Origin of the sequence: Frankia sp. AvcI1, assembly GCF_001420875.1 — a bacterium.
Lineage (GTDB): Bacteria > Actinomycetota > Actinomycetes > Frankiales > Frankiaceae > Frankia > Frankia alni.
In genome coordinates this window covers 125846-151595 of the sequence record NZ_LJFZ01000013.1, presented here as the reverse complement: position 1 = coordinate 151595, position 25750 = coordinate 125846, and the positions used below count along the sequence as shown (strand labels likewise).

The following is a 25750-nucleotide window of genomic DNA, read 5'->3' as shown; positions in this document are numbered from 1 at the left end:
GGCCGCCGTCTCCGGCGGCCCGCCGGCCGTGACCCGCAACACTGCTGAATCATATGATTCAACCGATTTGGAGGCTCGTTTGCCCACGGACGCCCGGCCGGGGGCGCTGCGCGGATCACCTCTCAGGGGCGCGCTCGGCCCACCCCGCGCCGGAACAGCCAGCGCGTCGAGGCAACCCGCGCGCGGGGACAGCAGGCCTGCGCCCGGTCAGCCGCGCCGGCCGACCCCGGTGGTGGCCACGGCATCTCCGCGGCCGCCATCCCCATTGTCGCCATCCCCGCGGCCGCCATCTCCGCCGTCGCTGTTGCGGCCGTCGCCGACCTTGTCGTCGCCGCCCACCGCCTGAGCCNCAGCGACCCCGATCGTCGGTGCGGGCGCCCGGCGCCGGGCGGCAGGGATCATCATCGGGGTGCCCGTCTCGGGATCGGGGATCACCCGGCAGCCGAGGCCGAAGGTCGTCTCGATCAGCGCCGCGGTGACGATCTCGGCGGGCGGCCCTTCGGCGACGATGCGGCCGGCGGCCATCACGACGAGGTGCGTGGCGTAACGGCAGGCCTGGTTGAGGTCGTGCAGGACGGCGACCAGCGTGCGGCCGTGGTTCTCGTGCAGGTCCGCGCACAGGTCGAGCACGTCGAACTGGTGGGTGATGTCGAGGTAGGTGGTCGGCTCGTCGAGCAGGAGGATCGGCGTCTCCTGCGCCAGCGTCATCGCGAGCCACACCCGCTGGCGTTGCCCGCCGGACAGCTCGTCGACGAACCGGCTCGCGAGATCGGTGACGCCGGTGACCGCCATGGCCTCGCGCACGACCTGCTCGTCGCGGGTGGACCACTGGCGCCAGATCGTCTGGTGCGGATACCGGCCGCGGCTGACGAGGTCGACGACGGTGATGCCGTCCGGCGCGATCGCGGTCTGCGGCAGCAGGCCGAGGCGCCGGGCGATCTCCTTGGACGGCAATGACGCGATCTGCGCGCCGTCGAGGCGCACCACGCCGGCGGCCGGGCGCATGACCCGGGCCAGGGCACGCAGAAGGGTGGACTTGCCGCAGGCGTTCGGGCCCACGATCACGGTGAACGCGCCGTCGGGGATCCGCACCGCGAGGCCCTGCGCGACGACGCGACGGTCGTAGGCGAGGGTCAGCTCCTCGCCGAGCAGCCGGGCCGGCGGGCGGCCGGCATCGCCGGGAGCCGACGAGCCGTCGACCGGCGACGCGTCCGCAGCTGACGACACCTCGGCGGCCGGCCAGGATCGGGCGGATCGGGCCGTCGGGCCGTGGCGCCGCCAGGGTACGAAAGCCACCCGTCCTCCCCCGTTGTCGGGCTGCCGCCGCCGGGTCCACAGTGCCGACGCCGGTACCTGTGTCGTGCCAACACCAGGGTCGACCAGGCGAAGCCCTCGAATGTTTGGTTAGGCTACCCTAAACCAGCGCACACGGCGATCTGATCGCCGAGGCGTACCGGGCCGGGCCGCAGGGGCCGGGCCNCAGGGGCCGGGCGAGGACGCCCAGGACGATCCCGCTCGGACCGCGCCCGCTCGCAGTACCGCGTAAGGCCGTCCCGGCCCGGCGTGCCGGTCCACGGAACCGGAGCCGGGGTTCCGCCGGCGGTACCGCTCCCGACGTGCACGAGAAACGGCCCTGTGCCGCGCAACACCGGTCCGGCCGGACCTTCTCGGCCGGACCTACTCGGCCGGCACGAATCTGCGACCAGGGGAGGCAATTCCGCGGTGGCACCGGCGGGTTCGTCGAAGCTGCGCACAAGCAAGCATGAGCCGTCGAACCAGCATGGCGGAGAGGGCCACAATCGCCCCGCCGGTAGAGTGATGACAGTTCGGCACACTCTGGGCGGGGGCCACGAGGCGCACGCCGGGCCGGGGGGGCAGGGGCATGGCGGTCAGGGACCAGCCGGGGGATCACGCCCGGCGCTGGCTGGTAGTCATCGTCGTTCTCGCGGTGCTTGCTCTCGTGCTGGGCGGGCTGATTCTGGGGAAGCAGGGGAATCATCCGGAGCCCTCAGCACACAAGCGTTCCGACTGCGCCAGGGTGGATATTTTCACCGGCAACCAGCAGTCGCCGTACTGNCCTTTCGCGACGGCCCTGGCAGAGCAGATCAGCCTGGAACTGCCGGGAGTGACAGCAGCCCCGCAGGCGACTGACGGCGGTGCGGACAACCTCTATCATCTCCAGGAGAACGCCCGCTGCGGAATCGCTATAGCCAAGCTCAACGTGGCGGTGGACGCGACCTACGGAGTCAACCAGTTCGCACCTGGCCCGACCGGGGGAGCACGCGCCCCGAAACCTCAGAATCCGATAGCGGGCCTGCGGACCATCGGGCCGGCGTTCGACGACCTCATGCAGATCGTCGTCCGGGACCGGCCCAACCGGCCTGACCAGCCGAACATCACCGACGTGCACCAGCTCTGCGACCGCCCCCTCAGCGCCGGCCTGCCGCTGTCCGGCTCGCTGCAGCTGACCCAGGTCTTCTACCGCGAGATCTGCTCCACCGAACTCGACCTGACGAAGGTCAGGCAGGAGAAACTGCGAGATGGTTTCACGCACCTCAACAGCGATGGGCCCGACGCCGTTGATGNGGTCATCTGGGTGAACGCGACGCCGACGCTCCAGGTTCAGACGGAGATCCGGGAGCACCATGCTCACCTGCTCTCCATCTCACCGGGCGTGCGGTACGACATGAACGACAACTGGCGGGAGGTCTACCGGGAGCGGGCCGGCAGGAAATTCATCGACCAGGACGTGATCCTGCCCGGCACGATCTTCAAGGAGGACTACGGCCTCCCCCATGACGTCACGACCGTCGGTGTACCCAACGGCCTGGTGGTCCTGCAATCCGCCGACCCCGGCTTGGTGGTGGCGTTGGCCCGGATTCTGCTGTCGGAGGAGCGCCGGGCGCCGCTCACGGACGCTCTCTGGGGGCACCAGCCGAGGCACAACAAGCTGGCGGGTCTGGAGAGCTATCTGACGAGCCAGGCGTCCTCTCTGTTCTGCCTGGTGNCGTTGCATCCGGAAGCGGCCGAGGTCTACCATCGTTCGAAGCTCGAGCTGCCGGACTGCGGGAAAACGTAGGAATGTGCGTGGCTCCGACTCCCCGGAACGGCGGTACGTGAACGGACGTCGGCGTACGGCATGGTCTGTTGCGCTCGCCTCGGGCGGAACCGTGGCATCGATCTTCGCCGTCGCCTCGCCGGCATGGTGGCCTGGGCCGGGCGCGGTCCTCAGCCCAGTAGGGGTCGGGGCCGTCGTCGGGACGGCGATGGCGGCGTTCGCCATCGTGAGGTTGCAGCTCCCCCGCCGGCCGGACGGTCTCGTCGTGGTCCTTGCCGCGTTGCTGGGTGCGGTCGTCGGGGTGCCCGTGGCTCTTCTGCTCGGCGCCGGGCCAGAAGAGCCGAGCATCCTCCTCCCCGAAGCCGCGGTCGCCCTGATCTTCTCTTCCGTGGCCTGCCTCCGCCTGTCGGCTCAACCAGGCAGGAGGACCACCCCCGGCAAGCCGCCACCTCGCCGGAAGGAGCGTTCTCGCATCATGACGGAATCCAGAGGTCCTCTGGAGATCGACTGGGCACGGGTCGAACAGCTCACCGGACCGGAGCAGGGCGAGCTCAGCAAGATTCTGTGCACCGTGTTCCCCAGACGATCGGATTTTGCCCGGTTCCTTCGGCACCGACTCGACCGTGCGCTCGACAACTACGTCGGCGATGCCGTCGGGATGGAAGCCGCCGTGTTCACGGTGGTCGAACAGGCGCAGGCCGCCGGCTGGCTGGCGCCTCTCGCCGCGAAGGCCTACGCCGAGCGTGCGAACAATCCCCTGATGCGAGCCTGNGCCGAGAAATATCGGAGCGGGGCTCCGGCGACCGCCGGAGGAACTCTTCCTGCGGGGCGCGGCTCGGCTCGGTTGACGACAGACCAGCAGATCAAAGCAGTCGCGCAGGCGTTTCACAATCCGACGCTCGCGGACGGGCTTCTGGCCAGGGCCGGGCTGCCCCGAGAGCGCCGACCGCCCTGGCAGGAGGACCTCACCCCCGAGCATTACTGGCAGTTGATCCACGACAGGATCATCCTCGGGGCCGCGAAGGACGTCACCTGGCGTCGCGTGCTCGAAGCCGCACACGAAAACCTTCCGGGGAATCCGAATTTCGAAGTCTAGGTTTGATTAGTTTAGGTATTAGTTTAGCCTTGGTCAGGCTAGGTTTGGTCGGGTGGTGAGGGCACGTTCGGCCCTGGTTGCGATCGCCGTCGCGTCTCGCGTCGGCGGCGGCCCGTAGTCGACCCGGGGGTGGGCGTCACCGACGCCGTACCGGCTCCGCGACGCGGATCCAAGGACATGGCGTCTACGTCCAGTTCTGGTAGTTGTTGCCGCTGCAGGGCAGCGTGTAGGCCTGGTATCCGGTTCCGTTCGGGCTTTCGTGATTGCTGTCCAGGCAGTTTCCCGTCGCCACGTTGCGGAAAGCCTGCCCGAATCGGGTGCTCGACGCGACCGCCCACTGCTGGCCGGCGGACCCGTCGCAGGTGGTCGCGTACAGGGAGTCCGGGATCTGGGTGCCGTCCGCGGTGTGCCCACCGGCGGCGCTGGCCATACAGGTGCCGGTGTGGAGGTTGCGGAACCGGAGACCGTCCCGGGTCCACCGCTGCCAGTCGCCACCGTTGCAGTCGAGCGTGTAGATCCTGGCACCGTCGCTGTCGAGGCAGGCGCCGGTCGCGGTGTCGGCCCAGGACTTCGTCGCCGACTGGGCCGCGGGAGCCGCCGGGGCCGGTGCGGTCGCGGGATCGCCTGCGGTCCCGGCTGGCGGCTGCGACCTGGGTGCTACCGGTTCGGCGACGGGAACCGCATTGCCCGCCGAGACGTTCCCGGTGCCGGGCCCGGCCGCCGAACCCGGCGCCGGGCGCGACCCGGTTCCGGCGGCAGGCGCGGCCGGCCCCGCGGAACCGGGCTCGGCGGTGGCCGAGGATGCCTCAGCAGTGGCCGACGTCGCGCCCGCGGTGGCCGACGCCGCGGCACCGGTGACCGGGGATGTGCCGGTGGTGGCCGAGGACGCGGCCGCGGTCGACGGTCGGACGGGTCCGGGGTCGCTGGCCGCCAGGTTCTGACGAGGGGCTGGGTCCGGCCCGTCGCGCAACGTGCGCTCCAACGCCGTCGCCCCGAGGGTGAGGACCACCGCCACGACGGCGACGAAGACGGGCACCCGCCGCCAGTAACCGCCGTGCGCGTTTGACGCCACCGGGTCCGACGCCACCGGGTTTGACGCCACCGGGTCCGACGCCACCGGGTTTGACGCCACCGGGTTTGACGCGACCGGGTCCGACACCACCGAGTCCGCTGTCACGGGGTCCGGCGGAGGTAACGGAGCCGCGGCCTGCGGATGGGCGGGGCCGGCCGGGGCCGGCTGCGGTCCGGTCGCGGCGGGCGGCGGCGAGCCGAGCGGCGGCTGGGCGGGGCGGCCCTCGAGTCCGGGCTGCAGCGCGCGCAGGTCCGCCATCCCGGGCCGGTCCGCCGGGTTCTTCGCGAGCATGGCCGAGATGACGGCCCACAGCGCGTCGTCGAGGCCGGGGGGACGACCGGGCAGCAGATCGACGTGGGCGCGCATGACGGCCAGCGGCATCAGTCCGGCGAACGGGGTGACCCCGCTGAGCAGTTCGTAGAGCACGATGCCGGCGGCGTAGACGTCCGCGGGCGGACCGACCTCACCCCCGGAGACCATCTCCGGGGCCATGTACGTCGGCGTGCCGAGGATGCCCTGGCTGGTGGTCAGCTCGGTGGAGGCNTCCATCACGGCGGCGATGCCGAAATCGGTCACCCTGGGGTGCAGCGCCGGAGAGTCGCCGCCGAGCAGGACGTTCGCGGGTTTGAGGTCGCGGTGGACGATGCCGAGGTCGTGGGCGACGCCGAGACCGGTCAGAACGTCGCCGGTCAGGGCCGCCGCCTCCGCCGGGGGCAGCGTTCCCCGGGAACGCAGGTACTGACGCAGGTCGGAACCCTCGATGAAGTCCATCACAATGGCCAGCCGGCCGTGCTCGGCGACCAGGTCCCAGACCTTCACCACGAACGGCGACTGAATGCGGGTGAGGACCGAACGCTCCCGCATGAACCGGGCGACTATTCTTTCGTCGGTGGTGAGTTCCGGCAGCAGGAGCTTGAAGGCGAGGACTCGTCCNGACTGGTCGTGCCCACGCCACACCTCCCCCATCCCACCCCGTCCGACCAGGGATTCCAGGGTGTAGGAACTGCCCAGCCTCATCGCCATGCCGTGTACCCACCGCTTCGTCCGCCTACGTTGCCGCGCTGACGAGGCAACAACATAGCCAACGGGGCGGTCACCGTTTCTTTCGGGCCAACCCTTTTACCAAGAAAAGGCGGCCGGCCCNCTGACCTGCAAAAACGGCATCTTCGAGCGATGATCCTCGGGGATCAGCACAGGCGCCGCCGACGCACCCGGCTCCAGCCACGCCGATTGCGTCACGGCTGGTAGCGGTAGCCCATGCCGGGTTCGGTGGTGAGGTGGCGGGGGCGGGACGGGTCGGGTTCGAGTTTGCGGCGCAGGCGGTTGACGTAGAGACGCAGGGACGAGGTGTCGTCGGCGTGGCCGGGGCCCCAGACCTGGTCGAGCAGGGACCGCGAGCTGATCAGCTTGCCGGGCTCGCGGACCAGGGTCGCCAGCAGCCGCCACTCGGTCGGCGTCAACCGCACCGACTCGGGAGTCGGCCCCGGCTCGGCCCCCTGCACGGACTCGCTGGCCGAGGGTGTCGCCGGGTCGGGGNGGGTGGTGACCGTCTTGGTGGCGAAGTCGATGCGGTGGCGGCCGAGGGTGATGACCGGACCGGTCTCGGCACCGCCGGCGCGGCGGGTGACGGCGCGGATGCGGGCGAGGAGTTCCTCGACGGAGAACGGCTTGGTCACGTAGTCGTCGGCGCCCGCGTCCAGGGCAGCGATCTTGTCGTGGCCGGAGGTGCGGCCGGACAGGACGATGATCGGAACGCGGGTCCAGCCGCGCAGGCCGCGGATGACGTCGATGCCGTCGAGGTCGGGCAGGCCGAGGTCGAGCACGACCAGGTCGGGCGGGTGGCTGGCGGCCTCGCGCAGCGCGTGGGCACCGTCGACGGCGGTGCGGACCTCGTGGCCGCGGCTGTGCAGGTTGATCCGCATCGCGCGCAGCAGCTGCGGCTCGTCCTCGACGATCAGGATGCGTCCCACCGGCTCCCCGCTCCCCTCGCCGCCCGACCCGGCCGCCGGGCTCACCGCCGCGCCGGGGTGAGCGCGTCCAGCGCCCGGTTGAGGCCGAGCACGTTGACCGCCGGTTCGCCGAGGAAGCCGAGGCTGCGGCCGGTCGTGTGATCCCGCACGAGCGCGGCGACCTGGCCCACGGGCAGGCCGCGGACCCGGGCGACCCGGCTGACCTGAAGGTCAGCGTAGGCGGTGCTGATCTGCGGGTCGAGGCCGCTGGCGCTGGCGGTGACCGCGTCCGCGGGGACGGCGGGGTGCGCGGGAGCGTCGCCGCGGATCAGGACGCGCCGGCCGGCGGCGATGTCGTCGGTCAGCGTCCGGCAGCGCACCGGCACGCCGGCGTAGGTGGCGAGGAACGGCCGGGCCGGGCACAGCTCGTCGACGCTGACGACCCGCGTCACCCGGCCGTCGTAGCCGGGCCCGGCGTGGTAGACGGCGAGCACGGCGCCGACCCCGGAGGCGGTGCAGTACGGCCGGCGGCCGTCGACGCCGTCGAGCGTCCCTACGGCCATGCTGCGGGCGCAGACCTGGGTGAGCAGGCTCTGCCGGGACTCGTCGGCGTCACGCGTGGCCGGGTCGTCGAAGGTGTCGACGACGTCCTCCGGGCCGAGGTTCGACGCGGACGTGGACGTCGGGTCGTAGCCGTCCCCGGCGGCCGACGGCCGGCTCTGGAAGTAGCGCGGCAGCGGGTTGCCGTCGGCGTCGGTGAACGACTGGCCGATCAGCGACGAGCCGAGCCGGCGGCCGTCGGCGCCGTGGACGAACGAGCCGTCGGCGCGGTGGTGCAGGCCGGGGAGCTGGGCGACGGCGAGGATCGCCAGCGGGTAGGCGAGGCCGACGACGACGGTGAACACGAGCAGGATCCGCAGGGCGGCCAGGTGCTGGCGGGCCCAGCCGGGCAGTCGCGCGAACATGGGTCAACCCACCCCCGGGATGAACTGGACGAGCAGATCGATGATCTTGATGCCGACGAACGGCGCGATGATCCCGCCGAGGCCGTAACGGGACAGGTTGCGCGACAGCAGGGCGGAGGCGCTGCTCGGCGTGTAGCGCACTCCGCGCAGCGCCAGCGGGATCAGGGCGACGATGACGAGCGCGTTGAAGATGACGGCGGACAGGATCGCCGACTCGGGGGTGGCCAGCCGCATGATGTTGAGCCGGTCCAGCCNGCCGTAGACGCCGGCGAACATCGCCGGGATGATCGCGAAGTACTTGGCGACGTCGTTGGCGATGGAGAACGTGGTCAGCGCCCCGCGGGTGATCAGCAACTGCTTGCCGATCTCGACGATCTCGATCAGCTTCGTCGGGTCGCTGTCGAGGTCGACCATGTTGCCGGCCTCCTTCGCGGCGGAGGTGCCGGTGTTCATGGCGACGCCGACGTCGGCCTGGGCGAGCGCCGGGGCGTCGTTCGTGCCGTCGCCGGTCATCGCGACGAGCTTGCCGCCGGCCTGCTCGGCGCGGATGAGGGCGAGCTTGTCCTCCGGGGTGGCCTCGGCGAGGAAGTCGTCGACCCCGGCCTCCTCGGCGATCGCCTTCGCCGTCAGCGGGTTGTCGCCGGTGATCATTACGGTGCGGATGCCCATCCGGCGCATCTCGTCGAACCGTTCCCGCATGCCACTCTTGACGACGTCGGCGAGCTGGATGACGCCGAGGACCCGGGCGTGCGCCGCCGGGCCGGCGCCGGTGATCTCCCCTACGACCAGCGGCGTCCCGCCGGCGGCGGAGACCCCGTCGACGATCTCGCCCAGCTCGGCGGGGATCGTCCCGCCGGCCTGGCGCACCCAGAGGATCACCGCGCTGGCCGCGCCCTTGCGGATCCGCCGACGCCTCTGCCCGCCGGCCCCGCCCACGCCCGCGCTCTCGACGCCGTCGGCCGGGTCGGCGAGGTCGACGCCGGACATCCGGGTCTGGGCGGTGAAGGGGACGAACGTCGCCGTGCGTAGCTCGCCGGGTGAGCGTTCGCGCAGGCCGTGGTGCTCCTTGGCGAACACGACGACCGAACGGCCCTCCGGCGTCTCGTCGGCGAGCGAGGACAGCTGCGCGGCGTCGGCGAGGGCGGCCGCATCGATCCCGCCGACCGGGAGGAACTCCCGGGCCTGACGGTTGCCGAAGGTGATCGTGCCGGTCTTGTCGAGCAGCAGCGTGTTGACGTCGCCGGCGGCCTCGACCGCCCGGCCGCTCATCGCGAGCACGTTGCGCTGGACGAGCCGGTCCATCCCGGCGATGCCGATCGCGGACAGCAGCGCCCCGATCGTGGTCGGGATGAGGCAGACCAGCAGGGACGCCAGCACGATGCCGGTGATCCCGTGACCGGTCAGCGCCGCCGAGTCCGGGATGGCGGGCTGCTGCGCCTTGGTGAAGATCGCCAGCGGCTGCAGGGTGGCGACGGCGAGCAGGAAGATGACGGTGAGCGCGGCGAGCAGGATGTTCAGCGCGATCTCGTTCGGGGTGCGGCGCCGGTCGGCGCCCTCGACGAGGCCGATCATCCGGTCGATGAAGCTCTCCCCGGGCTGCTGGGTGATCCGCACGACGATCCGGTCGGAGAGCACCCTCGTCCCGCCGGTGACCGACGACCGGTCGCCGCCGGACTCGCGGATCACCGGCGCGGACTCCCCCGTGATCGCCGACTCGTCGACGCTGGCGATGCCCTCGACCACGTCCCCGTCCCCGGGGATGAGCTCCCCGGCGGCCACGACGACGATGTCCCCGCGTACGAGCCCGGGCGCGGGCACCTCCTGCACCGAGATCCGCTCCCCCGCGGCGAGGGCCCCCGCGGCGATCTCGGCGTCGGAGGGGGCGGGCTGGCCGGGTGACCAGCCGGTCAGACGGCGGGCGATCGTGTCGGTGCGGGTGCGCCGCAGCGCCGCGGCCTGGGCCTTGCCGCGGCCCTCGGCGACGGCCTCGGCGAGGTTCGCGAAGACGACGGTGAGCCACAGCCAGACGGTGATCAGCCAGCCGAACACGGACGGGTCGGCGATCGCCAGCACGGTCGTGAACGCCGCACCGACCTCGACGATCAGCATGACCGGGTTGTGCCACAGCGTGCGGGGATCGAGCTTGCGCAGGGCCGCGGGCAGCGAGCGGNCAAGCTGGCGCGGGTCGAGCAGGCCGCCGCCGACCCGGCGCGGCCCGCCCCGGCCCCGGCCCCGGCCCGGCCGCGGCGCGGCGCTGGGCGGGGCGATGACGGTGGTGGTCATCAGTGGATCCCTTCCGCGAGCGGGCCGAGGGCGAGTGCCGGGAAGAACGTCAGCGCAACGATGATCAGGGCGATGGCGCCGAGCATCCCGGCGAACTGGGGCCGGTGCGTCGGCAGCGTCCCGGCGGTCGCCGGGACCGGATGCTGGCGGGCGAAGGAGCCGGCCATCCCGAGCACCAGCAGCATCGGCAGCAGCCGGCCGAACAGCATCGCCAGGCCCAGCGCGGTGTTGTACCAGGTGGTGTTCACACCGATGCCGGCGAACGCCGAGCCGTTGTTGTTCGCCGCCGAGGTGAAGGCGTAGAGCACCTCGGACAGTCCGTGCGCCCCGGAGTTGAGCATGCTGGCCCGCTCACCGGGCAGCCCCATCGCGACTCCGGTGCCGAGCAGGGCGATCGCCGGCGTGGCGAGGAAGTACAGGGAGGCGAACTTGATCTCTCGGGAGCCGATCTTCTTCCCGAGATACTCGGGTGTTCGCCCGATCATCAACCCGGCGACGAAGACGGTGACGACGGCCAGCACGAGCATTCCGTAAAGACCGGATCCGGTGCCGCCGGGCGCGACCTCGCCGAGCATCATGTTGAACAGCAGCGTCGCGCCGCCGAGACTCGTGTAGGAGTCGTGGAAGGAATTGACGGCGCCGGTGGAGGTCAGCGTCGTCGCGCTGGCGAACAATGCCGAGTTCGGCACGCCGAACCGGGTGTCGGTGCCCTCCGTCGCCGCGCCGACCGCGACCGGCACCGTCCCGTGGTGCGCGGTCTGGAAGGCGGCGTTCACCGCGAAGCTGCCCAGGGCCAGCACCGCCATGACCGCGACGATCGCCAGCCCCTGGCGGCGGTCGCCGACCATCCGGCCGAAGGTGCGCGGCAGCGAGAAGGCGATCGCCAGCAGCAGGAAGATCTCGACCAGATTCGTCCACGACGTCGGGTTCTCGAACGGGTGCGCCGAGTTGACGTTGTAGAAGCCGCCGCCGTTGGTGCCGAACTCCTTGATGGCCTCCTGGCTGGCGACCGGCCCGCCGGTGATCGTCTGATGGCCACCGNCCAGCGTGGACACCACCCGGTTGCCGTGCAGGTTCTGGATCGCCCCGCCGGCGACGAGCACGATCGCCGCGATCACGCAGACCGGCAGCAGGATCCGGATCACCGTCCGGGTGAGGTCCACCNAGAAGTTGCCGAGCTCGTCACCGGTGCCGATCACGTCGTCCCGGCTGCCGGCGCCCGGCCCGTTCGGCCCACCCGGCCCACCCGGCCCGTTCGGACCACCCGGACCGCCCACAGCCACCGGCGCGCGGCGCCGCGCGAAGCCGCGCACCACCGCGATCGCCACCGCGATGCCGANCGCCGCGGAGACGAAGTTCTGCACGGCCAGGCCCGTCATCTGCACGGTGTGGCCCATGGTCGACTCGCCGGAGTACGCCTGCCAGTTGGTGTTCGTCATGAAGCTGACCGCGGTGTTCCAGGCCAGCGCCGGCCCCACCGCGCCGAATCCGAGATTCAGTGGCAGATGCTCCTGGACGCGCTGGAGCAGGTACAGCAGCAGCACGCTGACCAACGAGAACGCCAGCACGCTGCGGGCGTACACCGGCCACCGCTGGCCGGTGTCGGGATNCACCCCGGTCAGCCGGTAGATCGCCCGCTCGACCCGCAGGTGCCGTTTCGCCGTGAACACCCGGTATAGGTAGTCACCGAACGGACGGTAGATGACCCAGAGCGCGGCGACGAGCAGCGCGACGGNCAGCACGCCGGCCACGGACGTCGACATCAGAACCGCTCCGGGAACAGCAGCGCCGCGACGACGAATATCCCCAGTGCGATCGCCAGCACCAGTCCGGCGATGTTCTCCGCATTCACAGCCTTTCGACCCCTCGCAGCACCAGCGCCAACAGTGCGAAACATCCCAGCGTCAGCAGGACGTACACCACGTCTTNCATGCGCCCCTCCTTCGTCCCGGCAGGGGCCCAGTAAAGCGCGACGAAAACCGAAAAGGGTGATCGCTCACACGTTTCTCACGCCGTCCGGCCGGTTTCTCACGGCCCGCTAACACCGATCTTGAAAAAGCGGCCTGTCCGGACCTTCCGATGCTTCCCGCCCAGGCCGGACGGGCGCACCATGGGTGGCGTGCCACGCGGAACACTGCGCATCTACCTGGGGGCGGCGCCCGGGGTGGGCAAGACCTACGCCGCCCTCGACGAGGCCCGCCGCCGCCGGGACCGGGGCACCGACGTCGTCGTCGGCCTGGTCGAGACGCACGCGCGCCACCACACCGCCGCGATGCTCGACGGGTTGGAGGTGATCCCCCGCCGGTTCGCCGAGNACCGCGGCGCCACCTTCACCGAGATGGACCTCGACGCGGTGCTGGCGCGGCGCCCCGCGGTGGCGGTCGTCGACGAACTCGCCCACACCAACGTCCCCGGCAGCCGCCACGCCAAGCGCTGGCAGGACGTCCAGGAGCTGCTCGACGCCGGCATCGACGTCATCTCCACCGTCAACGTCCAGCACCTGGAGTCGCTCAACGACGTCGTCGAGACGATCACCGGGGTGGCGCAGCGGGAGACCGTGCCCGACGCGGTGGTCCGCGCGGCGAGCCAGGTCGAGCTCGTCGACATGGCCCCCGAGGCGCTGCGGCGGCGGATGGCCCACGGCAACATCTACGCCGCGGACAAGGTCGACGCGGCGCTGGCCAACTACTTCCGCCCCGGCAACCTCACCGCCCTGCGCGAACTCGCCCTGCTGTGGCTGGCCGGCAAGGTCGACGACCAGCTCGACCGGTACCGGGCCGAGCACCACATCGGCGGGACGTGGGAGACCCGCGAGCGGGTCGTCGTCGCGCTCACCGGCGGCCCGGAGGGCGAGACCCTGATCCGCCGGGCGGCCCGGATCGCCTCCCGGACCAAGGGCGCGGAGCTGCTCGCCGTGCACGTCGCCCGCTCCGACGGCCTCACCGGCGCGGACCCCGCGGCCCTGGCCGGGCAGCGGGTGCTCGTCGACAGCCTCGGCGGCAGCTTCCACCAGGTGATCGGCGACGACGTGCCGACGGCCCTGCTCGACTTCGCCCGCGCGGAGAACGCCACCCAGCTCGTCCTCGGCGCCAGCCGCCGCGGCCGGCTCGCCCGGATCCTCACCCCCGGCATCGGCGTCACCACCACGAACCAGTCCGGGCCGATCGACGTGCACATGGTCACCCACGCCGAGGCCGGCACCGGCTGGCGGCTGCCGCGCGTGCGCAGCGGGCTGACTCCGCGCCGCCGGCTCGTCGCGACCGCGCTCACCCTGGCGCTCGTCCCCGCCCTGACCGCGGCGCTGGTCCAGGGCCGCGGGACCCTCAACCTGGCCACCGAGATGCTCGGCTACCTGATCGTCGTGGTGTCGGTGGCGCTGATCGGCGGGTTCTGGCCGGCGCTGCTGTGCGCCCTGGCCAGCTCCCTGCTGCTGAACTACTACTTCACCCCGCCGCTGCACCACTGGTCGGTGGCGGAGGGCAACAACGCCCTCGCCCTGGCCGGCTTCGTCCTGGTCGCGACGATGGTCAGCCGCGTCGTCGACCTCTCCGCCCGCCGCTACGGCCAGGCCGCGCGCGCCGCCGCGGAGGCGACGACCCTGTCGATGCTCGCCGGCAGCGTGCTGNGCGGCGAGGACGCGCTGCCCGCCCTGCTCGACCGGGCCAGGGAGACGTTCGCCATGACCTCGGCGACCCTGCTCGAACGCGACGGCGACGGCTGGCGGGCCGTGCTCAGCGTCGGCCCGGACCCGTGTTCCCGGCCCGAGGACGGCGCGGTGGACGTCCCCGTCGGCGACACCCTGGCCCTGACGCTCACCGGACGGCCGCTGCCGGCCGCGGACCGGCGCATCCTCGCCGCCTTCGCCGCCCAGGCCGCCGTCGCCCTCGACCAGCGCCGCCTGGCCGAGGCCGCCGCGCGGGCCGTGCCCATCGCCCAGGCCGACCGGGTCCGCGCCGCGCTGCTCACCGCCGTCAGCCACGACCTGCGCACCCCGCTCGCCGCCGCCAAGGCCGCCGTCACCGGCCTGCACTCGACCGAGGCCGTGCTCAGCCGGGACGAACGCGACGAGCTGCTCGCCACCGCGGAGGAGTCCCTCGACCGGCTCACCCGGCTGGTGGAGAACCTGCTGGACATGTCCCGGCTGCAGGCCGGGGCGCTGAGCGTGTTCCCCCGCCCGATCGGTCTCGACGACGTCGTCCCGCACGCGCTCGACGAGCTCGGCCCGCCCGCGCGCGCCATCGCCATCCGCATCCCCGACGACCTGCCGACGATCGACGCCGACCCGGCGCTGCTGGAACGAGTGCTGGTGAACCTCGTCGGCAACGCGCTGCGCCACGCCCCGGCAGGGCGTCCGCCGGTCATCACCGCCAGCAGCCTCGCCGACCGGGTGGAGCTGCGCGTGGTCGACCACGGACCCGGCATTCCCGCCGACCACCGCGACCAGGTCTTCCGGCCGTTCCAGCGGCTCGGCGACCGGGACAACACCACCGGTGTCGGCCTCGGGCTCGCGCTGTCCCGCGGGCTGACCGAGGCGATGAACGGCACCCTGACCCCCGAGGACACCCCCGGCGGCGGCCTGACGATGGTCGTCAGCCTCCCCGCCGCCGAACCGCCCCCGTCCCTGACCGCCCTCGACGACGCCGAACTCGGCCCGGCCACCCGTTCGCCGGCCTCCGTCGACGACCTCGCCTGAAACCCGCCGCCGGTACAACGGCGTGGGGACGGTGCATCGGGCGGAGAGGGGACGGGTGCGGGAGCGGATCGCGGCGGCGCTGGAGCGGTGGCAGGTGCCGATCTACCTGGGCGCGATCGCCGTCGGCGCGGCCGCGGGTCGGGCGGTTCCCGGGGCCGGGCCGGGGCTGGCGCACGCGATCAACCCGGCGCTCGGGGCGTTGCTGTTCGTGACGTTCCTGCAGGTGCCGGCGGCGGAGCTGGCGCGGTCGCTGCGGGCGGGACGGTTCCTCGCCGCGGTGCTGGTCGTCAACTTCGTCGTCGTTCCGAGCGTCGTCGCCGCGATGCTGCCGGTCCTGCCGGGCGAGCGGGCGGTGCGGCTCGGGGTGCTGCTCGTCCTGCTGTGCCCGTGCGTCGACTACGTGATCGTGTTCAGNGGGCTCGCGGGGGCCCGCGCCGGCGCGCTGCTGGCCNCCACGCCGGTGCTGCTGGCCGCGCAGATGCTGCTGCTGCCGGTGTTCCTGCTGGCCTTCCTCGGCCCGGGGCTCGCCGACGTCGTCGAGATCGACCCGTTCCTCGCGGCGTTCGGCGGCCTGATCGTCGTCCCGCTCGCGCTGGCCTGGACGGTGCAGGCGTGGGCCGCGCGCCGGCCCGCGGGCGCGGCGTTCGCCGGGGCGGCCGGGACGGCGATGGTGCCGCTCATGGTCGTCGTCCTGGGCTCGGTCGTCGCGTCGCAGACCCCGAAGATCGACGACGACCTCGCCGAGGTGGCCGCCTTGGTGCCGGCGTACGTCACCTTTCTCGTCGTCATGGCGTTCGCCGGGCTCGGGGTCGCCCGGCTGTTCCACCTCGACGTCCCCGCCGCCCGGGCGGTGGTGTTCAGCGGGGCGACCCGCAACTCGCTCGTCGTGCTGCCGCTGGCACTGTCGCTGCCCGACCGGTTCGCGATCGCCGCCGCCGTCGTCGTCACCCAGACCCTCGTCGAGGTCGTCGGCATGATCGTCTACGTCCGGGCGATCCCCCGCCTGCTGCCCGACCGGTGATGCGCCCGACCGCTCGGTGACGTGCCCGTCCGGACGGGCGATGTGAGCAGACAGACGCTGGCACGAACGGGTAGGTACGCCCTTTCCGAGCAGGATGAACGTGCAGGACAACAGCGTTCACGGGGATGGTCACGAGGGAGTCGTCATGGCATTCGATGGAGCGGGAGTCGTCGTCACGGGGGCGGGTTCGGGGCTGGGTCGCGCCGTCTCGCTGCGGCTGGCGGCCGACGGTGCTCAGGTCGTGGTCTCCGACATCGACGAGAAGGGCGGTCAGGAGACCGTCCGGCGCATCGCCGACCAGGGCGGCAAGGCGACCTTCGTGGCGTCGAACGTCGCCGACCCCGCCAGCGTCACCGAGCTGTTCGACACCGCCGTGTCGGTGCTCGGCGGCCTCGACATGGCGGTGAACAACGCGGGCGTCGCGCACGCGCCGACGGACCTGCACCTGCTGCCGGTCGAGGACTGGGACCGGGTCCTCGGAGTGGACCTGCGGGGCGTGTTCCTCTGCATGCGCGCCGAACTCGGCCACATGGTCGACGCCGGGCACGGCCGGATCGTCAACATGGCGTCCAACGCGGGGGTGAAGAACGCGCCGTCGATGGCCGGATACACCGCGGCCAAGCACGGCGTGGTCGGCCTGACGAAGAACGCGGCGCTGCAGTACGCCCGGCGCAACATCCGCGTCAACGCGGTGTGCCCCGGCACGATCCTCACCGAGGGGCTCNCCGGCTACGGCCCCGAGCAGCAGGCGGAGTGGGCCTCGCTCGTCCCGATGGGACGCATCGGCACCCCGGAGGAGGTCGCCGGGTCCGTCGCCTACCTGCTCTCCGACGAGGCCGGCTTCATCACCGGCCACTCCCTGCTCATCGACGGCGGCCTCATGTGGGACTGACCGCCGCGACGCAGCCGGTGGTCGGGTGACGGCGGTCGGGGGCACCCGCCGCCGGCTGCGCGGCTGCCTGGAGGACCTCGTCGTCAACCACGTCAAGGGCAACGTCGTCAGCATGCACTCCGGCGCCGCCTGAGCGACCGGACCGCCACCACCGGCGCGGGCTACTCGACGGTCGGCCCGCGCGTTGCCGCCTGCCAGCCGACGGCGACGACCAGCAGCCCGGCCACCAGCGCCATCACCCCGGTGACAACCCCGTGGAAGGTGACGGCGTGCAGCCCGTGCGGCACGTACGTCAGGCCGACGACACCGCCTACACCCGCGGCGACGACCACCACCGCCGGCAGGACCACCGACTCCGACGGATGCCGACGCGGCCGCCGCGGCCCCCGTGGCAGTGCCCGCAGGTGGGCGGCGATCGCCGCCGCGACGACGACCAGCCCGGCCGCGCTCATGCCGTACTGCGCCCACTTGTAACCAGGCAGGGCGCCGTGCTCGGCGCGCAACCATGCCACCTGCCGGACGCCCCACCGATCTTCGTGGGTGAAGTCGTCCCAGACGACATGGGTCGCCGCCCCCACGGCCGCGGCCACCGGTGCCAGCAGCCACTGGCGTCCCGTGAGCCGCGCTCGCGCAGNCAGCCGCAACCGGACCGGATCCGGGGCGAGATCGACCAGGGCGTCGCGAGTGAGATGGAACCACACCCCCAACGCGACCAGNGACAGCACCGGAGCGACGGTCACGACACCGAGCAGGCTGTGCGTGAGCCGGTAGAACTCCGGCCACCCGAAGAACACCGGCACGTCGGGAACCATCGACCCGGCCACCATCGCGCTCATCGGCAGCCCGACGCGCCGCAGCGGCAGNACCGCCGCCGGATGACTCAACGTGAACGGCACCCTCAACCCCACAACGCGCAGATCGGCACGGCGAAGGTCCCCGGTTCCGCCCGAACACCACCGAATCGCACCCTCCGACACTAGCCGGTAGGCAGGCGCCCCTCGACGGACCCCGCGCGGCTTCCCTTGCCCTTCTGGGGGACGAATCGGACGCCGAACCCCCCACAAGAGCAAGGAAGTGCCCGCGGCCTGCCCGACTACCGACGGACAGCCGGGCGGCCACCGTCGGCGTCCGGACGGCGGGCATGGCCGGCGACGGTGCCGAACAGGGTGGTGCGCAGAGCCGGGCCGAGGGTGCGGACTATTTCATCAACGGTCATGGAGGCGAGCGGTTCGACGGCCAGGAGGTAGCGGGTGAACACCAGGCCGCCGAGCTGGCCGACGAACGCGCCCGCGCGGTGGCGGGCGTCGGCGCCGCTGAGGCGGTCGGCCAGCCGGTCGACCATCTCCCGCTGCAGGCCGCCGCGCAGCAGCGTCGCGAGCTCGGGGTCGGCCGCCGCCGCGCGGACCGCGGTGAGCAGCGGCAGGCCCGTCTCGGGCCGGTCCCAGCCGACCACCAGGGCGCGGATCGCCCGCTGGGGCAGGGACTCCAGCTCGCCTTCGAGCAGGCCGGCCAGGACATCCGCGGGGTTCAGGGTGAGCTGCAGGACGGCGGCGAACAGGCCACGCTTGGAGCCGAAGTAGTAGCTGATCAGGGCCGCGTCGACGCCGGCGTCGGCGGCAAGCGAGCGCATCGTGACCGCCTCGTAGCCCTCGCGGCGGAACCGATCCCGGGCGACGGCGAGAATCTGGGCCCGCACGTCGGGGCTGCCGGGCCGCCGCCCGCGCCGCGGCGAAGAATTCATCACGGTTGAACAACCCTAGCCGGCCTCGCCATGGTCGATCCAGCACACCAAGCTGGAGGACCGAGATGACCACGTCGCCTTCACCGACGACAACCACGCCGACAACAGCCACACCGACCACGCCACCGACGCCGACGACGCCGGCGGAGACGCACCCGGCGTCCACGACCGGGCCCGCTCTCCACCACACCCGGGTGCTGGTGGTCACGTGNGGGGCCCTGGCCACGGTGATCTCGGGGATGTCGTCGCTGAACGTCGCCCTGCCGTCGATCGCCGCCGACACCCACGCCTCACAGACCCGGCTGTCGTGGATCATCGACGCCTACAGCCTCGTCTTCGCCGCGCTGCTGCTGCCGGCGGGTGCGGTGGGTGACCGGTTCGGGCGGCGACGCGCCCTGCTGACCGGGCTGCTGATCTTCGGCGCGGGTTCGGCGGCGGCGCCGTTCACGAGCAGCGCGACGGCGCTGATCGGGCTGCGCTGCGTCCTCGGCGTCGGTGCGGCGCTGGTGATGCCGGCGACCCTGTCGACGATCACCGGGACGTTCCCGCGGGAACGGCGGGCGGCCGCGGTCGGCGTGTGGGCGGCCGTCGCCGGGGCCAGCGCCGTCGTCGGCCTGCTCGCCTCCGGGCTGCTGCTGCAGGCGTGGTCGTGGCGTTCGGTGTTCCTGCTCGGTGTCGTGCTCGCCGCCCTCGCCGCGGTGGGGACCTGGCTGTTCGTGCCCGACTCGGCCGCCCCGGACGGCCCGGCGCTCGACGTCGTCGGCGCCGTGATCTCGATCGCCGGCGTCGGCGCGCTCGTCTACTCGATCATCGAGGCGCCGGAGAACGGCTGGCTCGGCGTCCCCACCCTGCTCGGGCTGGGCGCCGGCGTCGTGCTGCTGGCCGGCTTCGTCGCCTGGGAGCTGCACACCCGTGNGCCGCTGCTGGACCCGCGGCTGTTCACCCGGCCGGCGTTCGCCGCGGGCACGCTGGCCATCCTGCTGCAGTTCTTCGGCTTCTTCGGCCTGATCTTCATCACGATGCAGTACCTGCAGCTCGTCCGCGGCGACAGCGCGCTCGTGGCGGCGCTCAGCGTGCTGCCGATGGCGGCCGGGATGATGCCCGCCGCCCGCCTCGCCCCGAGGGTCGTCGTCGCCGTGGGCGCCCGCGCCTGCTGCGTGGCCGGGCTGCTGCTGATCACCGCCGGGATGGTCGTGCTGTCCCGGCTCGACCAGGGCAGCTCGTACTGGCTGCTGCTGGCCGGGCTGTTCCCGCTCGGCGTCGGGATGGGCCTGGCGATGACGCCGGCGACCACCGCCGTCACCGACAGCCTGCCCCCGGCGCTGCAGGGCGTCGGCTCCGCCGTCAACGACCTGTCCCGCGAGCTTGGCGGGGCGCTCGGCATCGCCGTGCTCGGCAGCCTGCTCAGCTCCACCTACCGCCGCCACCTGGCCCAGCACGGCGCGCTCCCGCCGGCCCTCGCCGAGAAGGCCCGTTCCTCGCTGGGAGTCGCCGCCCACCTCGGCGAACCGGTCCTCGGCCACGCCCGGACGGCCTTCGTCGACGGCATGCAGATCGCCTTCCTCGGCGGCGCGGTCGCCACCGGGATCGCCGCGCTCGCCGTGGCCCTCCTGCTGCGCACCTCCCGCGCACCGTCCACCACCGCGACCGGCACGGGTATCGGCACCGGCGAGCCCGCGGCCGCGCCCCGGCCGGTACGGACGGCCCCCTCTTCCCCGGCCGCGACCTGAAACGCCAGAGACTGTCGCGGAGGGCGGTCCGGTGCCTTACCAGCTGGTCCGACCGTAGCTCTGACAGATGACGGTTGCGGTCTTGAGACGGCGTTCCTGCGTGGGATAGCCGAGCGCTGCGAGCAGGGGGNCGGCTTCGACGGTAAGCAAGCAAGGCCGGAAACGAAGTTGTCCGAGGTTTCGTGCAAGCCGTAACCCGGGGTACACCTGCGGTGCCGGCCGAGGCATAATAGCGGTGTGATTGACCGGGGGCGATCTGGGGATGGCTGGGACTTCTTTGTCTCCTATACAGCGGCGGACCGGGCATGGNCCGAGTGGATAGCGTGGCAGCTTGAAGACCACGGCCACCGCCTCTTGATCCAGGCATGGGACTTCGTACCCGGCTCGAACTGGACGGCCTCGATGGCCGACGGTATAGAGCATGCGGTTCGGACTATCGCCGTGCTGTCCAACTCCTATCTCCGGTCGGTCTACGGGCAAGCGGAGTGGCAGGCAGCCATCCGGGCCGATCCGACCGGGCTGACCCGCAAGCTCCTTCCGGTACGCATCGAGGACTGCCCACGGCCGGGCCTACTCGGCCAGATCGTGTCTGTTGATCTGTTTGGCTTTGAGGNCGCGGCGGCCCGGCAGGTTCTCCTCGANGGTGTCGGGTCAGCAATCGCTGGCAGGATCAAACCCGTCTCGGCACCGTCCTTTCCAGTCGGGATCAGAACCACGACGCCGGCGGAGCCCGAGTTCCCCGCGTCCGAGCCGGACTCAGAACCTCTGCCGTTGCCGTCCGCGGTGCGCAGGGGGCGGGTGTGGGAGGTCGGTGAGGTCTTCCAGCCAACGGGAATTCCGGAGATCACGTTCGTCCAGCCGAAACGTTTCGTGGCGTTCGGGATGGCCCTGCGCCAGCCCGGCCTGAGCATCGTGCTGGAAGGGCCGTCGGGAGTCGGCAAGACCACGTTTCTCCGGCATGCGATCGAGCAGGACGCCGCGCGTCTGAAGGAACCCCGCATCTTCAGCGCGCGAGTTGAGAAGGATCGGGCCGAGATCGACGCGATGATCGGCGGCGCCGGCCACACCGGCATCGTGGCGATCGACGACTACCATCGCCTGTCGGCGAATGAACAGGGCAGGGTGGTCGACTACCTCAAGCACCTCGCAGACTCCGGCGACCGAACCCGCAAGCTCGTGGTCGTAGGCATCCCGGACACGGCCCGTTCGCTGGTAAAGGTCAGCTTCGACGTCGCGAACAGGATCCGCGCCTTCCGGCCAGGACGGGCGACCGACGACCAGATCAACGAGCTGATCGACAAGGGCGAGCGGGCGCTGAACATCAGCTTTGACGACCGATCCGCGATCGTGCGGGCGGCCGCGGGCAGCCTCATCACCGCTCAGGCGTTGTGCTGGCATCTGCTTGGCCTGGCGCGGATTGAGGAGACCGTTCCGGAACACATCACGATCCGCACGGACGTCCGGGAGGCCCNCATCCAGGTCGCAGAGGAGCTTGAACTGAAGTATCAGGATGCGGTGGAGTCGTTCGTCGCACTCGACGGGCTGGCCGAGACGGTATGCATCGACCTGCTGCTCGGCCTGGCGAGAAGCCCGGACGGAATACTCGGCCTGGACGAGCACGCCGGCACGCAGATCAGCGCGGCCAGGAAGGTCGACAAAGTCTTCGCAAAACGGGTCGGCGCGGCGATGTCACAGAACGAGACCATCACCAGGATCCTTTACCATGACGCCGTGCGCCGGCGGCTGATCGCGGACGATCCCCAGTTCATGTTCTACATCCGCCAGCTCGACCGCAAACAACTGCTCCGGGACGCGGGGAAGCGCCCGCCGCCTGCGCGNCATCGTGCCTTCGTCTGCTACAGCCATCAGGACGTCGACTGGCTGAAGCGCCTGCGGGTCCACCTCAGTCCGCTCGAACGCGACAAGCTCCTCACCGTCTGGTCCGACGAGGACATTCACCCGGGCGACGACTGGCGCTCCGAGATCGACGCCGCGCTGGCCAGCGCCCGCCATGCGATTCTCCTCGTAAGCGCGGACTTCCTCGCGTCGAGTTTCATCCGGGAAGTCGAGCTCCCCCGCCTGCTCTCCGCCGCTGCCGAGGGCGGCTGCCGTGTCCTGCCCGTCCTCGTGAGTGCCAGCGCCTTCACCGAGACGCCGGAGCTGGCCCGCTTCCAACACGTCAACCCCGGCGGCCGGACGCTCGCCGCCATGCCCGCGGAGGAGGNCGAGCAGGTCCTCGCCGATCTGGCCCGGGCACTGCGAACGCAGCTCCACCTCGGCACCGCGGCCTCCCGCGTCCGGTAGGGGCGGGAGCTCTCCCGTCGGAAAGACGATGCTCCTTCCCTGACCGTCGCCTCAGGTTCTCGCCGGGAACCGAACCTCAGACTCGGCAGAGCGCCCGTAACGCTGGTGGAAGACGTTGTGGTCGACGGGACGGCGTCCGGGGTGGCGGCGTTCCTCGGCGGAATAACCGACGGCGACCAGCAGGGCGATGGCCAGGTCGTCGCGGTCGGCGATGCCGATCGTCTCCTTCACGGCGGCCTCGTCCCAGCCGTTCATCGGCGAGCTGGCCAGGCCCAGCTCGGTGGCGGCGAGCAGGACATAGGTCGCGGCGATCATCGCATCCTTGATTGCGTACTCGCGCAGCAGGCCGCGCCGGTCCAGGTCGCGCTGGAAGTCGTCGGACGCGGCGGCGAACATGGCGATGAAGTCGTCCGACCAGGCGCCCGCCTCGCGGGCCTGCTCGTAGATGTCGGCCCGGTCGGCGCGCCAGGCCTGCGGCTGCGCGACGACGACGAGGACGACCGGGGCCTCGGCCGGCTGCGGCTGCCCGCCGGTGGCGCGCACGAGACCCTCCCGGCCCGTCTCGTCGCTGACGACGACGATCGAGCGGTCCTGCAGGTTCCAGGACGTGGGTGCCTCGATGGCCAGGGCGAGCAGGGCGTCGAGCGTGGCGGCCGGGATCGGGTCGGGCCGGTAGTGGCGGACCGTGCGGCGGGTCCGGATCGCGTCGGCGACCGACAGGGTCGGCCGGGCAGGCGTCCCGAGACCGGCGGCGGGTCCGGGTGGCAGAAGCTGCGTCATGGCACTCACTGTCGGGGAGTCACTCTCTTTTCGGAAGAAGGCACTTGTTGGTGCGCTACTCTCCCCTGCATGGATGACCGCACCGTGGTCGAGTCCTCGGGCCTGCCCGCGGACGCCTTCTGCGCCAAGTGCNCGACCCGCCAGGTGCTCGACCACATCGCCGGCAAGTGGACGGTACTGATCGTCGACGCGCTGCTGAGCGACGGCACCATGCGCTACACCGAGCTCGCCCGCCGCATCGAGGGCGTCTCGCAGAAGATGCTCACCCAGACCCTGCGCGCCCTGGAGACGGACGGCTTCGTCACCCGCACCNTCCACCCCACCAGCCCCCCGCACGTCGACTACACGCTCACCCCCCTCGGCCACAGCCTCGCCGAACCGATCACCGCCCTGCGCCGCTGGACCGAGACCCACATCAACGACATCGAACGCGCCCGCGCCGCCGCGCGGCCGCTACCCCCCACCGGGGCCGGCCTCCGGTAGCAACGCGGCGACCGGTCCGGGCTCGGGCTGCGGGGTCAGGGCGCGCCGCGGGAGGATCAGGGGGGTCGCCAGCAGGAGCAGGCCGGCGGCCGCGAGCGCGATCCGCGGGCTGGTGAGGCCGGCCAGCAGGCCCCACAGCGCCGTCAGGACTGCGATGGCGGCCTTGCTGCTGACCGACCAGGCCGACAGCGTCCGGGCGACGCGCCCGGGGTCGGTCTGGTCGAGCCGGTAGGTGGCGAACACGGGATTGAACACGCCCATGCAGGCGACCAGGCCGAACTGGACGGCGAACACGAGCACGATCCCGGCCGTGCCGGGGCGGATGAAGGCCAACCCGAGCGACCAGCACGCCCGCAGCGTGCCGGCGACGAGCAGGACCCGGTGCCTGCCGTGCCGCGCGACGAGGGGTCGGGCCAGCCGAGCGCCGACGAGGCCGCCCACGCACGGCACACCGAACGCCAGGCCGTACTGCCACGGCGCGAAGCCGAGACGGCCGAGCATAAGGACGGCGACCAGCGGCGACGTCGCCATGATCAGTCCGTTGACCAGAACCGTGTTGACGAACAGGGGCCGCAGCGCCGGGTGGTTCAGAATGTGCCGCCACCCCTCGGTGAGGTCGCGCATCCGGGCCTTCGGCCTGCCGCCCGGCGCGGCGCGCTGCCCGCTCCCCCCGACCGCACCGCCCCCGCCGATCGCGCCGCCCCTACCGATCGCGCCGATCGCGCGCAGTCCCGCCGCCGAGAGCAGGTAGCTGATCGCGTCGGCGAGCACGGTCGCCACCGGTCCGAACAGGCCGATCGCGGCCCCGCCGAGCGGCGGCCCGACGATGGTGGCGGTCCAGGTCGTGGACTCCAGTCGGGCGTTCGCGACGAGCAGGGCGTCGCCCCGCAGGAGTGCCTTGACGTAGGCGCCGGCGGCGGCCGTGAAGGCGATGTCGGCCGCGGCGACCGTGATCGACACGACGACGAGCTGCGCGAAGGTGAGCCAGCCGAGCGCGAACGCGACGGGGACGCTCAACACCGCGACGAACCGGGTCAGGTCCATCGCCACCATCACCGGCCGCCTGCGGCGGAACTCGACCCAGGGGCCGAGCGGCACCGCCACCAGCGCCCCCACCGCCGGCCCCGCCGCCGCAAGCACCGCCACCCCGGTCGCCCCGGCGTGCAGCACGAGGATCGCGATCAGAGGAAACGCGTCGAACGCCAGCCAGGTGCCGAGGGTGCTGACCGCGAACGCGGCCCAGAGCCACCCGAAGCGCCAGCCCGAAGACCGCCCCTCGCCCACCACCCGACCCAACCCTTCCGCCGCAACTCGCCGACTCCGCGAACCCGGTCAGTCTCGCCGCGAACCCCGGTCAGTCTCGTCGCGGCGAGGTGCCCAGCTGCTTTGGCCCACCCACGACGACCCACGCCGCATCCCGCCGCATGAACCGACACCGGTCCGCCCCCGCTCCCTGATCTCGCGGGCGCCATGACGCGGACCCAACCTTTCGGTACCGACGAATCCTCTGTGGAAATGGAGCCGGTGGGCGTCCTGGACCCCGCCGCAGAAACACACAGGCGTCGCCCGGCTCCGCCGGTTCTCGCGTCCGGCACGCAGCAGGCCAGCGTCGCGAGGCCCGGCACCCGTTCCCGCCTGGAGAGGTCCGCCCATGGCAGCTGCCCACCCGGTCACCACCCCGCG

14 protein-coding genes and 23 pseudogenes are annotated in these 25750 nt (G+C 72.0%); 16 read left to right on the top strand and 21 right to left on the bottom strand.

The window, feature by feature from the left end; all coding sequences use genetic code 11:
• Positions 1–350: 350 nt before the first annotated feature.
• The coding region (locus tag UK94_RS15510) for an ABC transporter ATP-binding protein (RefSeq protein ID WP_235488132.1) at positions 351–1152 on the bottom strand (802 nt) is incomplete at its 3' end.
• Between the two features lie 2678 nt (positions 1153–3830).
• On the opposite strand from UK94_RS15510, the gene UK94_RS53415 reads away from it, so the two are divergent.
• A partial coding sequence (locus UK94_RS53415) for an effector-associated domain EAD1-containing protein (protein WP_235488057.1) occupies positions 3831–4154 on the top strand: 324 nt, incomplete at its 5' end.
• Between the two features lie 184 nt (positions 4155–4338).
• On the opposite strand, the pseudogene UK94_RS74000 reads toward UK94_RS53415, so the two are convergent.
• From UK94_RS74000 to UK94_RS15470, 14 genes and pseudogenes are all read right to left on the bottom strand, one after another.
• A pseudogene (locus UK94_RS74000) lies at positions 4339–5769 on the bottom strand (RICIN domain-containing protein); the annotation flags it as partial.
• Position 5770: 1 nt separating this feature from the next.
• A pseudogene (locus tag UK94_RS53400) lies at positions 5771–6159 on the bottom strand (protein kinase); the annotation flags it as partial.
• Position 6160: 1 nt separating this feature from the next.
• Positions 6161–6243 (bottom strand): hypothetical protein (locus UK94_RS73995; RefSeq protein ID WP_268761390.1); only part of this gene is annotated, 83 nt, incomplete at its 3' end.
• 218 nt (positions 6244–6461) lie between these two features.
• A pseudogene (locus UK94_RS53395) lies at positions 6462–6762 on the bottom strand (winged helix-turn-helix domain-containing protein); the annotation flags it as partial.
• Position 6763: 1 nt separating this feature from the next.
• On the bottom strand, positions 6764–7196 hold a 433-nt coding region (locus UK94_RS53390; protein WP_235488055.1), incomplete at its 3' end, for a response regulator.
• A 41-nt stretch (positions 7197–7237) separates the two neighbouring features.
• Positions 7238–8140: a potassium-transporting ATPase subunit C gene (locus UK94_RS15485; RefSeq protein ID WP_055750402.1), complete on the bottom strand. Its 903-nt coding sequence runs from the start codon at positions 8138–8140 to the stop codon at positions 7238–7240.
• Positions 8141–8143: 3 nt separating this feature from the next.
• Positions 8144–8394: pseudogene (locus UK94_RS53385) on the bottom strand (potassium-transporting ATPase subunit B); the annotation flags it as partial.
• A 1-nt stretch (position 8395) separates the two neighbouring features.
• Positions 8396–10310, bottom strand: a pseudogene (gene kdpB / locus UK94_RS15480) (potassium-transporting ATPase subunit KdpB); the annotation flags it as partial.
• A gap of 112 nt (positions 10311–10422) precedes the next feature.
• A pseudogene (gene kdpA / locus UK94_RS53380) lies at positions 10423–11464 on the bottom strand (potassium-transporting ATPase subunit KdpA); the annotation flags it as partial.
• 1 nt (position 11465) lies between these two features.
• Positions 11466–11587, bottom strand: a pseudogene (locus UK94_RS53375) (potassium-transporting ATPase subunit KdpA); the annotation flags it as partial.
• Position 11588: 1 nt separating this feature from the next.
• Positions 11589–11762, bottom strand: a pseudogene (locus tag UK94_RS53370) (hypothetical protein); the annotation flags it as partial.
• A gap of 1 nt (position 11763) precedes the next feature.
• Positions 11764–12032 (bottom strand): annotated as a pseudogene (locus UK94_RS53365) (potassium-transporting ATPase subunit KdpA); the annotation flags it as partial.
• Position 12033: 1 nt separating this feature from the next.
• Positions 12034–12158: pseudogene (locus tag UK94_RS53360) on the bottom strand (hypothetical protein); the annotation flags it as partial.
• Positions 12159–12185: 27 nt separating this feature from the next.
• Entirely contained in the window at positions 12186–12320 is a 135-nt protein-coding gene (locus UK94_RS15470) for a potassium-transporting ATPase subunit F (protein ID WP_235488127.1), read from the bottom strand.
• A gap of 213 nt (positions 12321–12533) precedes the next feature.
• Here UK94_RS15470 and UK94_RS53355 point away from each other — a divergent pair.
• The 7 genes and pseudogenes from UK94_RS53355 to UK94_RS53325 form a co-directional block, all read left to right on the top strand.
• Positions 12534–12737: pseudogene (locus tag UK94_RS53355) on the top strand (hypothetical protein); the annotation flags it as partial.
• Position 12738: 1 nt separating this feature from the next.
• Positions 12739–14048: pseudogene (locus UK94_RS53350) on the top strand (DUF4118 domain-containing protein); the annotation flags it as partial.
• A gap of 54 nt (positions 14049–14102) precedes the next feature.
• Positions 14103–15116 (top strand): ATP-binding protein, encoded by a 1014-nt coding sequence (locus UK94_RS53345; RefSeq protein WP_313949517.1) that lies wholly within the window; start codon positions 14103–14105, stop codon positions 15114–15116.
• 22 nt (positions 15117–15138) lie between these two features.
• Positions 15139–15530, top strand: a pseudogene (locus tag UK94_RS73990) (bile acid:sodium symporter); the annotation flags it as partial.
• A gap of 38 nt (positions 15531–15568) precedes the next feature.
• Positions 15569–16137: pseudogene (locus tag UK94_RS53330) on the top strand (arsenic resistance protein); the annotation flags it as partial.
• A 94-nt stretch (positions 16138–16231) separates the two neighbouring features.
• Positions 16232–16861, top strand: a pseudogene (locus UK94_RS15455) (SDR family NAD(P)-dependent oxidoreductase); the annotation flags it as partial.
• A gap of 1 nt (position 16862) precedes the next feature.
• The coding region (locus UK94_RS53325) for an SDR family oxidoreductase (protein WP_235488125.1) at positions 16863–17029 on the top strand (167 nt) is incomplete at its 5' end.
• 161 nt (positions 17030–17190) lie between these two features.
• Here UK94_RS53325 and UK94_RS53320 read toward each other — a convergent pair.
• From UK94_RS53320 to UK94_RS15445, 4 genes and pseudogenes are all read right to left on the bottom strand, one after another.
• Positions 17191–17663: pseudogene (locus UK94_RS53320) on the bottom strand (DUF4184 family protein); the annotation flags it as partial.
• A gap of 1 nt (position 17664) precedes the next feature.
• Positions 17665–17745 (bottom strand): annotated as a pseudogene (locus UK94_RS53315) (DUF4184 domain-containing protein); the annotation flags it as partial.
• Position 17746: 1 nt separating this feature from the next.
• Positions 17747–17892: DUF4184 family protein (locus UK94_RS53310; RefSeq protein ID WP_268761389.1), on the bottom strand; the 146-nt coding region annotated here is incomplete at its 3' end.
• A gap of 230 nt (positions 17893–18122) precedes the next feature.
• Positions 18123–18770: a TetR family transcriptional regulator gene (locus tag UK94_RS15445; RefSeq protein WP_041939675.1), complete on the bottom strand. Its 648-nt coding sequence runs from the start codon at positions 18768–18770 to the stop codon at positions 18123–18125.
• A gap of 227 nt (positions 18771–18997) precedes the next feature.
• On the opposite strand from UK94_RS15445, the pseudogene UK94_RS53305 reads away from it, so the two are divergent.
• The 6 genes and pseudogenes from UK94_RS53305 to UK94_RS53285 form a co-directional block, all read left to right on the top strand.
• Positions 18998–19685 (top strand): annotated as a pseudogene (locus UK94_RS53305) (MFS transporter); the annotation flags it as partial.
• 1 nt (position 19686) lies between these two features.
• Positions 19687–20500, top strand: an 814-nt coding sequence (locus UK94_RS53300; RefSeq protein WP_235488050.1) for an MFS transporter, incomplete at its 5' end; no start/stop codon positions are given.
• Between the two features lie 237 nt (positions 20501–20737).
• A pseudogene (locus tag UK94_RS73985) lies at positions 20738–20809 on the top strand (hypothetical protein); the annotation flags it as partial.
• 1 nt (position 20810) lies between these two features.
• A pseudogene (locus UK94_RS53295) lies at positions 20811–21113 on the top strand (toll/interleukin-1 receptor domain-containing protein); the annotation flags it as partial.
• Positions 21114–21382: 269 nt separating this feature from the next.
• Positions 21383–21971 (top strand): annotated as a pseudogene (locus tag UK94_RS53290) (ATP-binding protein); the annotation flags it as partial.
• Positions 21972–22339: 368 nt separating this feature from the next.
• Positions 22340–22724 (top strand): annotated as a pseudogene (locus UK94_RS53285) (toll/interleukin-1 receptor domain-containing protein); the annotation flags it as partial.
• A gap of 131 nt (positions 22725–22855) precedes the next feature.
• Here the strand turns inward: UK94_RS53285 and UK94_RS15430 are convergent.
• Complete coding sequence (locus UK94_RS15430) at positions 22856–23584, bottom strand: nitroreductase family protein (protein ID WP_055750394.1); 729 nt, start codon at positions 23582–23584, stop codon at positions 22856–22858.
• A 144-nt stretch (positions 23585–23728) separates the two neighbouring features.
• On the opposite strand from UK94_RS15430, the pseudogene UK94_RS53280 reads away from it, so the two are divergent.
• Positions 23729–23896 (top strand): annotated as a pseudogene (locus UK94_RS53280) (helix-turn-helix domain-containing protein); the annotation flags it as partial.
• A gap of 1 nt (position 23897) precedes the next feature.
• A partial coding sequence (locus UK94_RS53275; protein ID WP_235488122.1) for a winged helix-turn-helix transcriptional regulator occupies positions 23898–24067 on the top strand: 170 nt, incomplete at its 5' end.
• Here UK94_RS53275 and UK94_RS15420 read toward each other — a convergent pair.
• Positions 24038–25354 carry an MFS transporter gene (locus tag UK94_RS15420; protein ID WP_235488048.1) on the bottom strand — a complete coding sequence of 439 codons (1317 nt, stop codon included), beginning with the start codon at positions 25352–25354 and terminating at the stop codon, positions 24038–24040. The two genes, UK94_RS53275 and UK94_RS15420, sit on opposite strands and share 30 nt — an antisense overlap.
• Between the last annotated feature and the right edge of the window lie 396 nt (positions 25355–25750).

Coding starts and splice junctions, on each gene's coding strand:
- UK94_RS15485 (WP_055750402.1), bottom strand. CDS start 8,140: ATGTTCGCGCGACTGCCCGGCTGGGCCCGCCAGCACCTGGCCGCCCTG.
- UK94_RS15470 (WP_235488127.1), bottom strand. CDS start 12,320: ATGTTTCGCACTGTTGGCGCTGGTGCTGCGAGGGGTCGAAAGGCTGTG.
- UK94_RS53345 (WP_313949517.1), top strand. CDS start 14,103: ATGACCTCGGCGACCCTGCTCGAACGCGACGGCGACGGCTGGCGGGCC.
- UK94_RS15445 (WP_041939675.1), bottom strand. CDS start 18,770: ATGAATTCTTCGCCGCGGCGCGGGCGGCGGCCCGGCAGCCCCGACGTG.
- UK94_RS15430 (WP_055750394.1), bottom strand. CDS start 23,584: ATGACGCAGCTTCTGCCACCCGGACCCGCCGCCGGTCTCGGGACGCCT.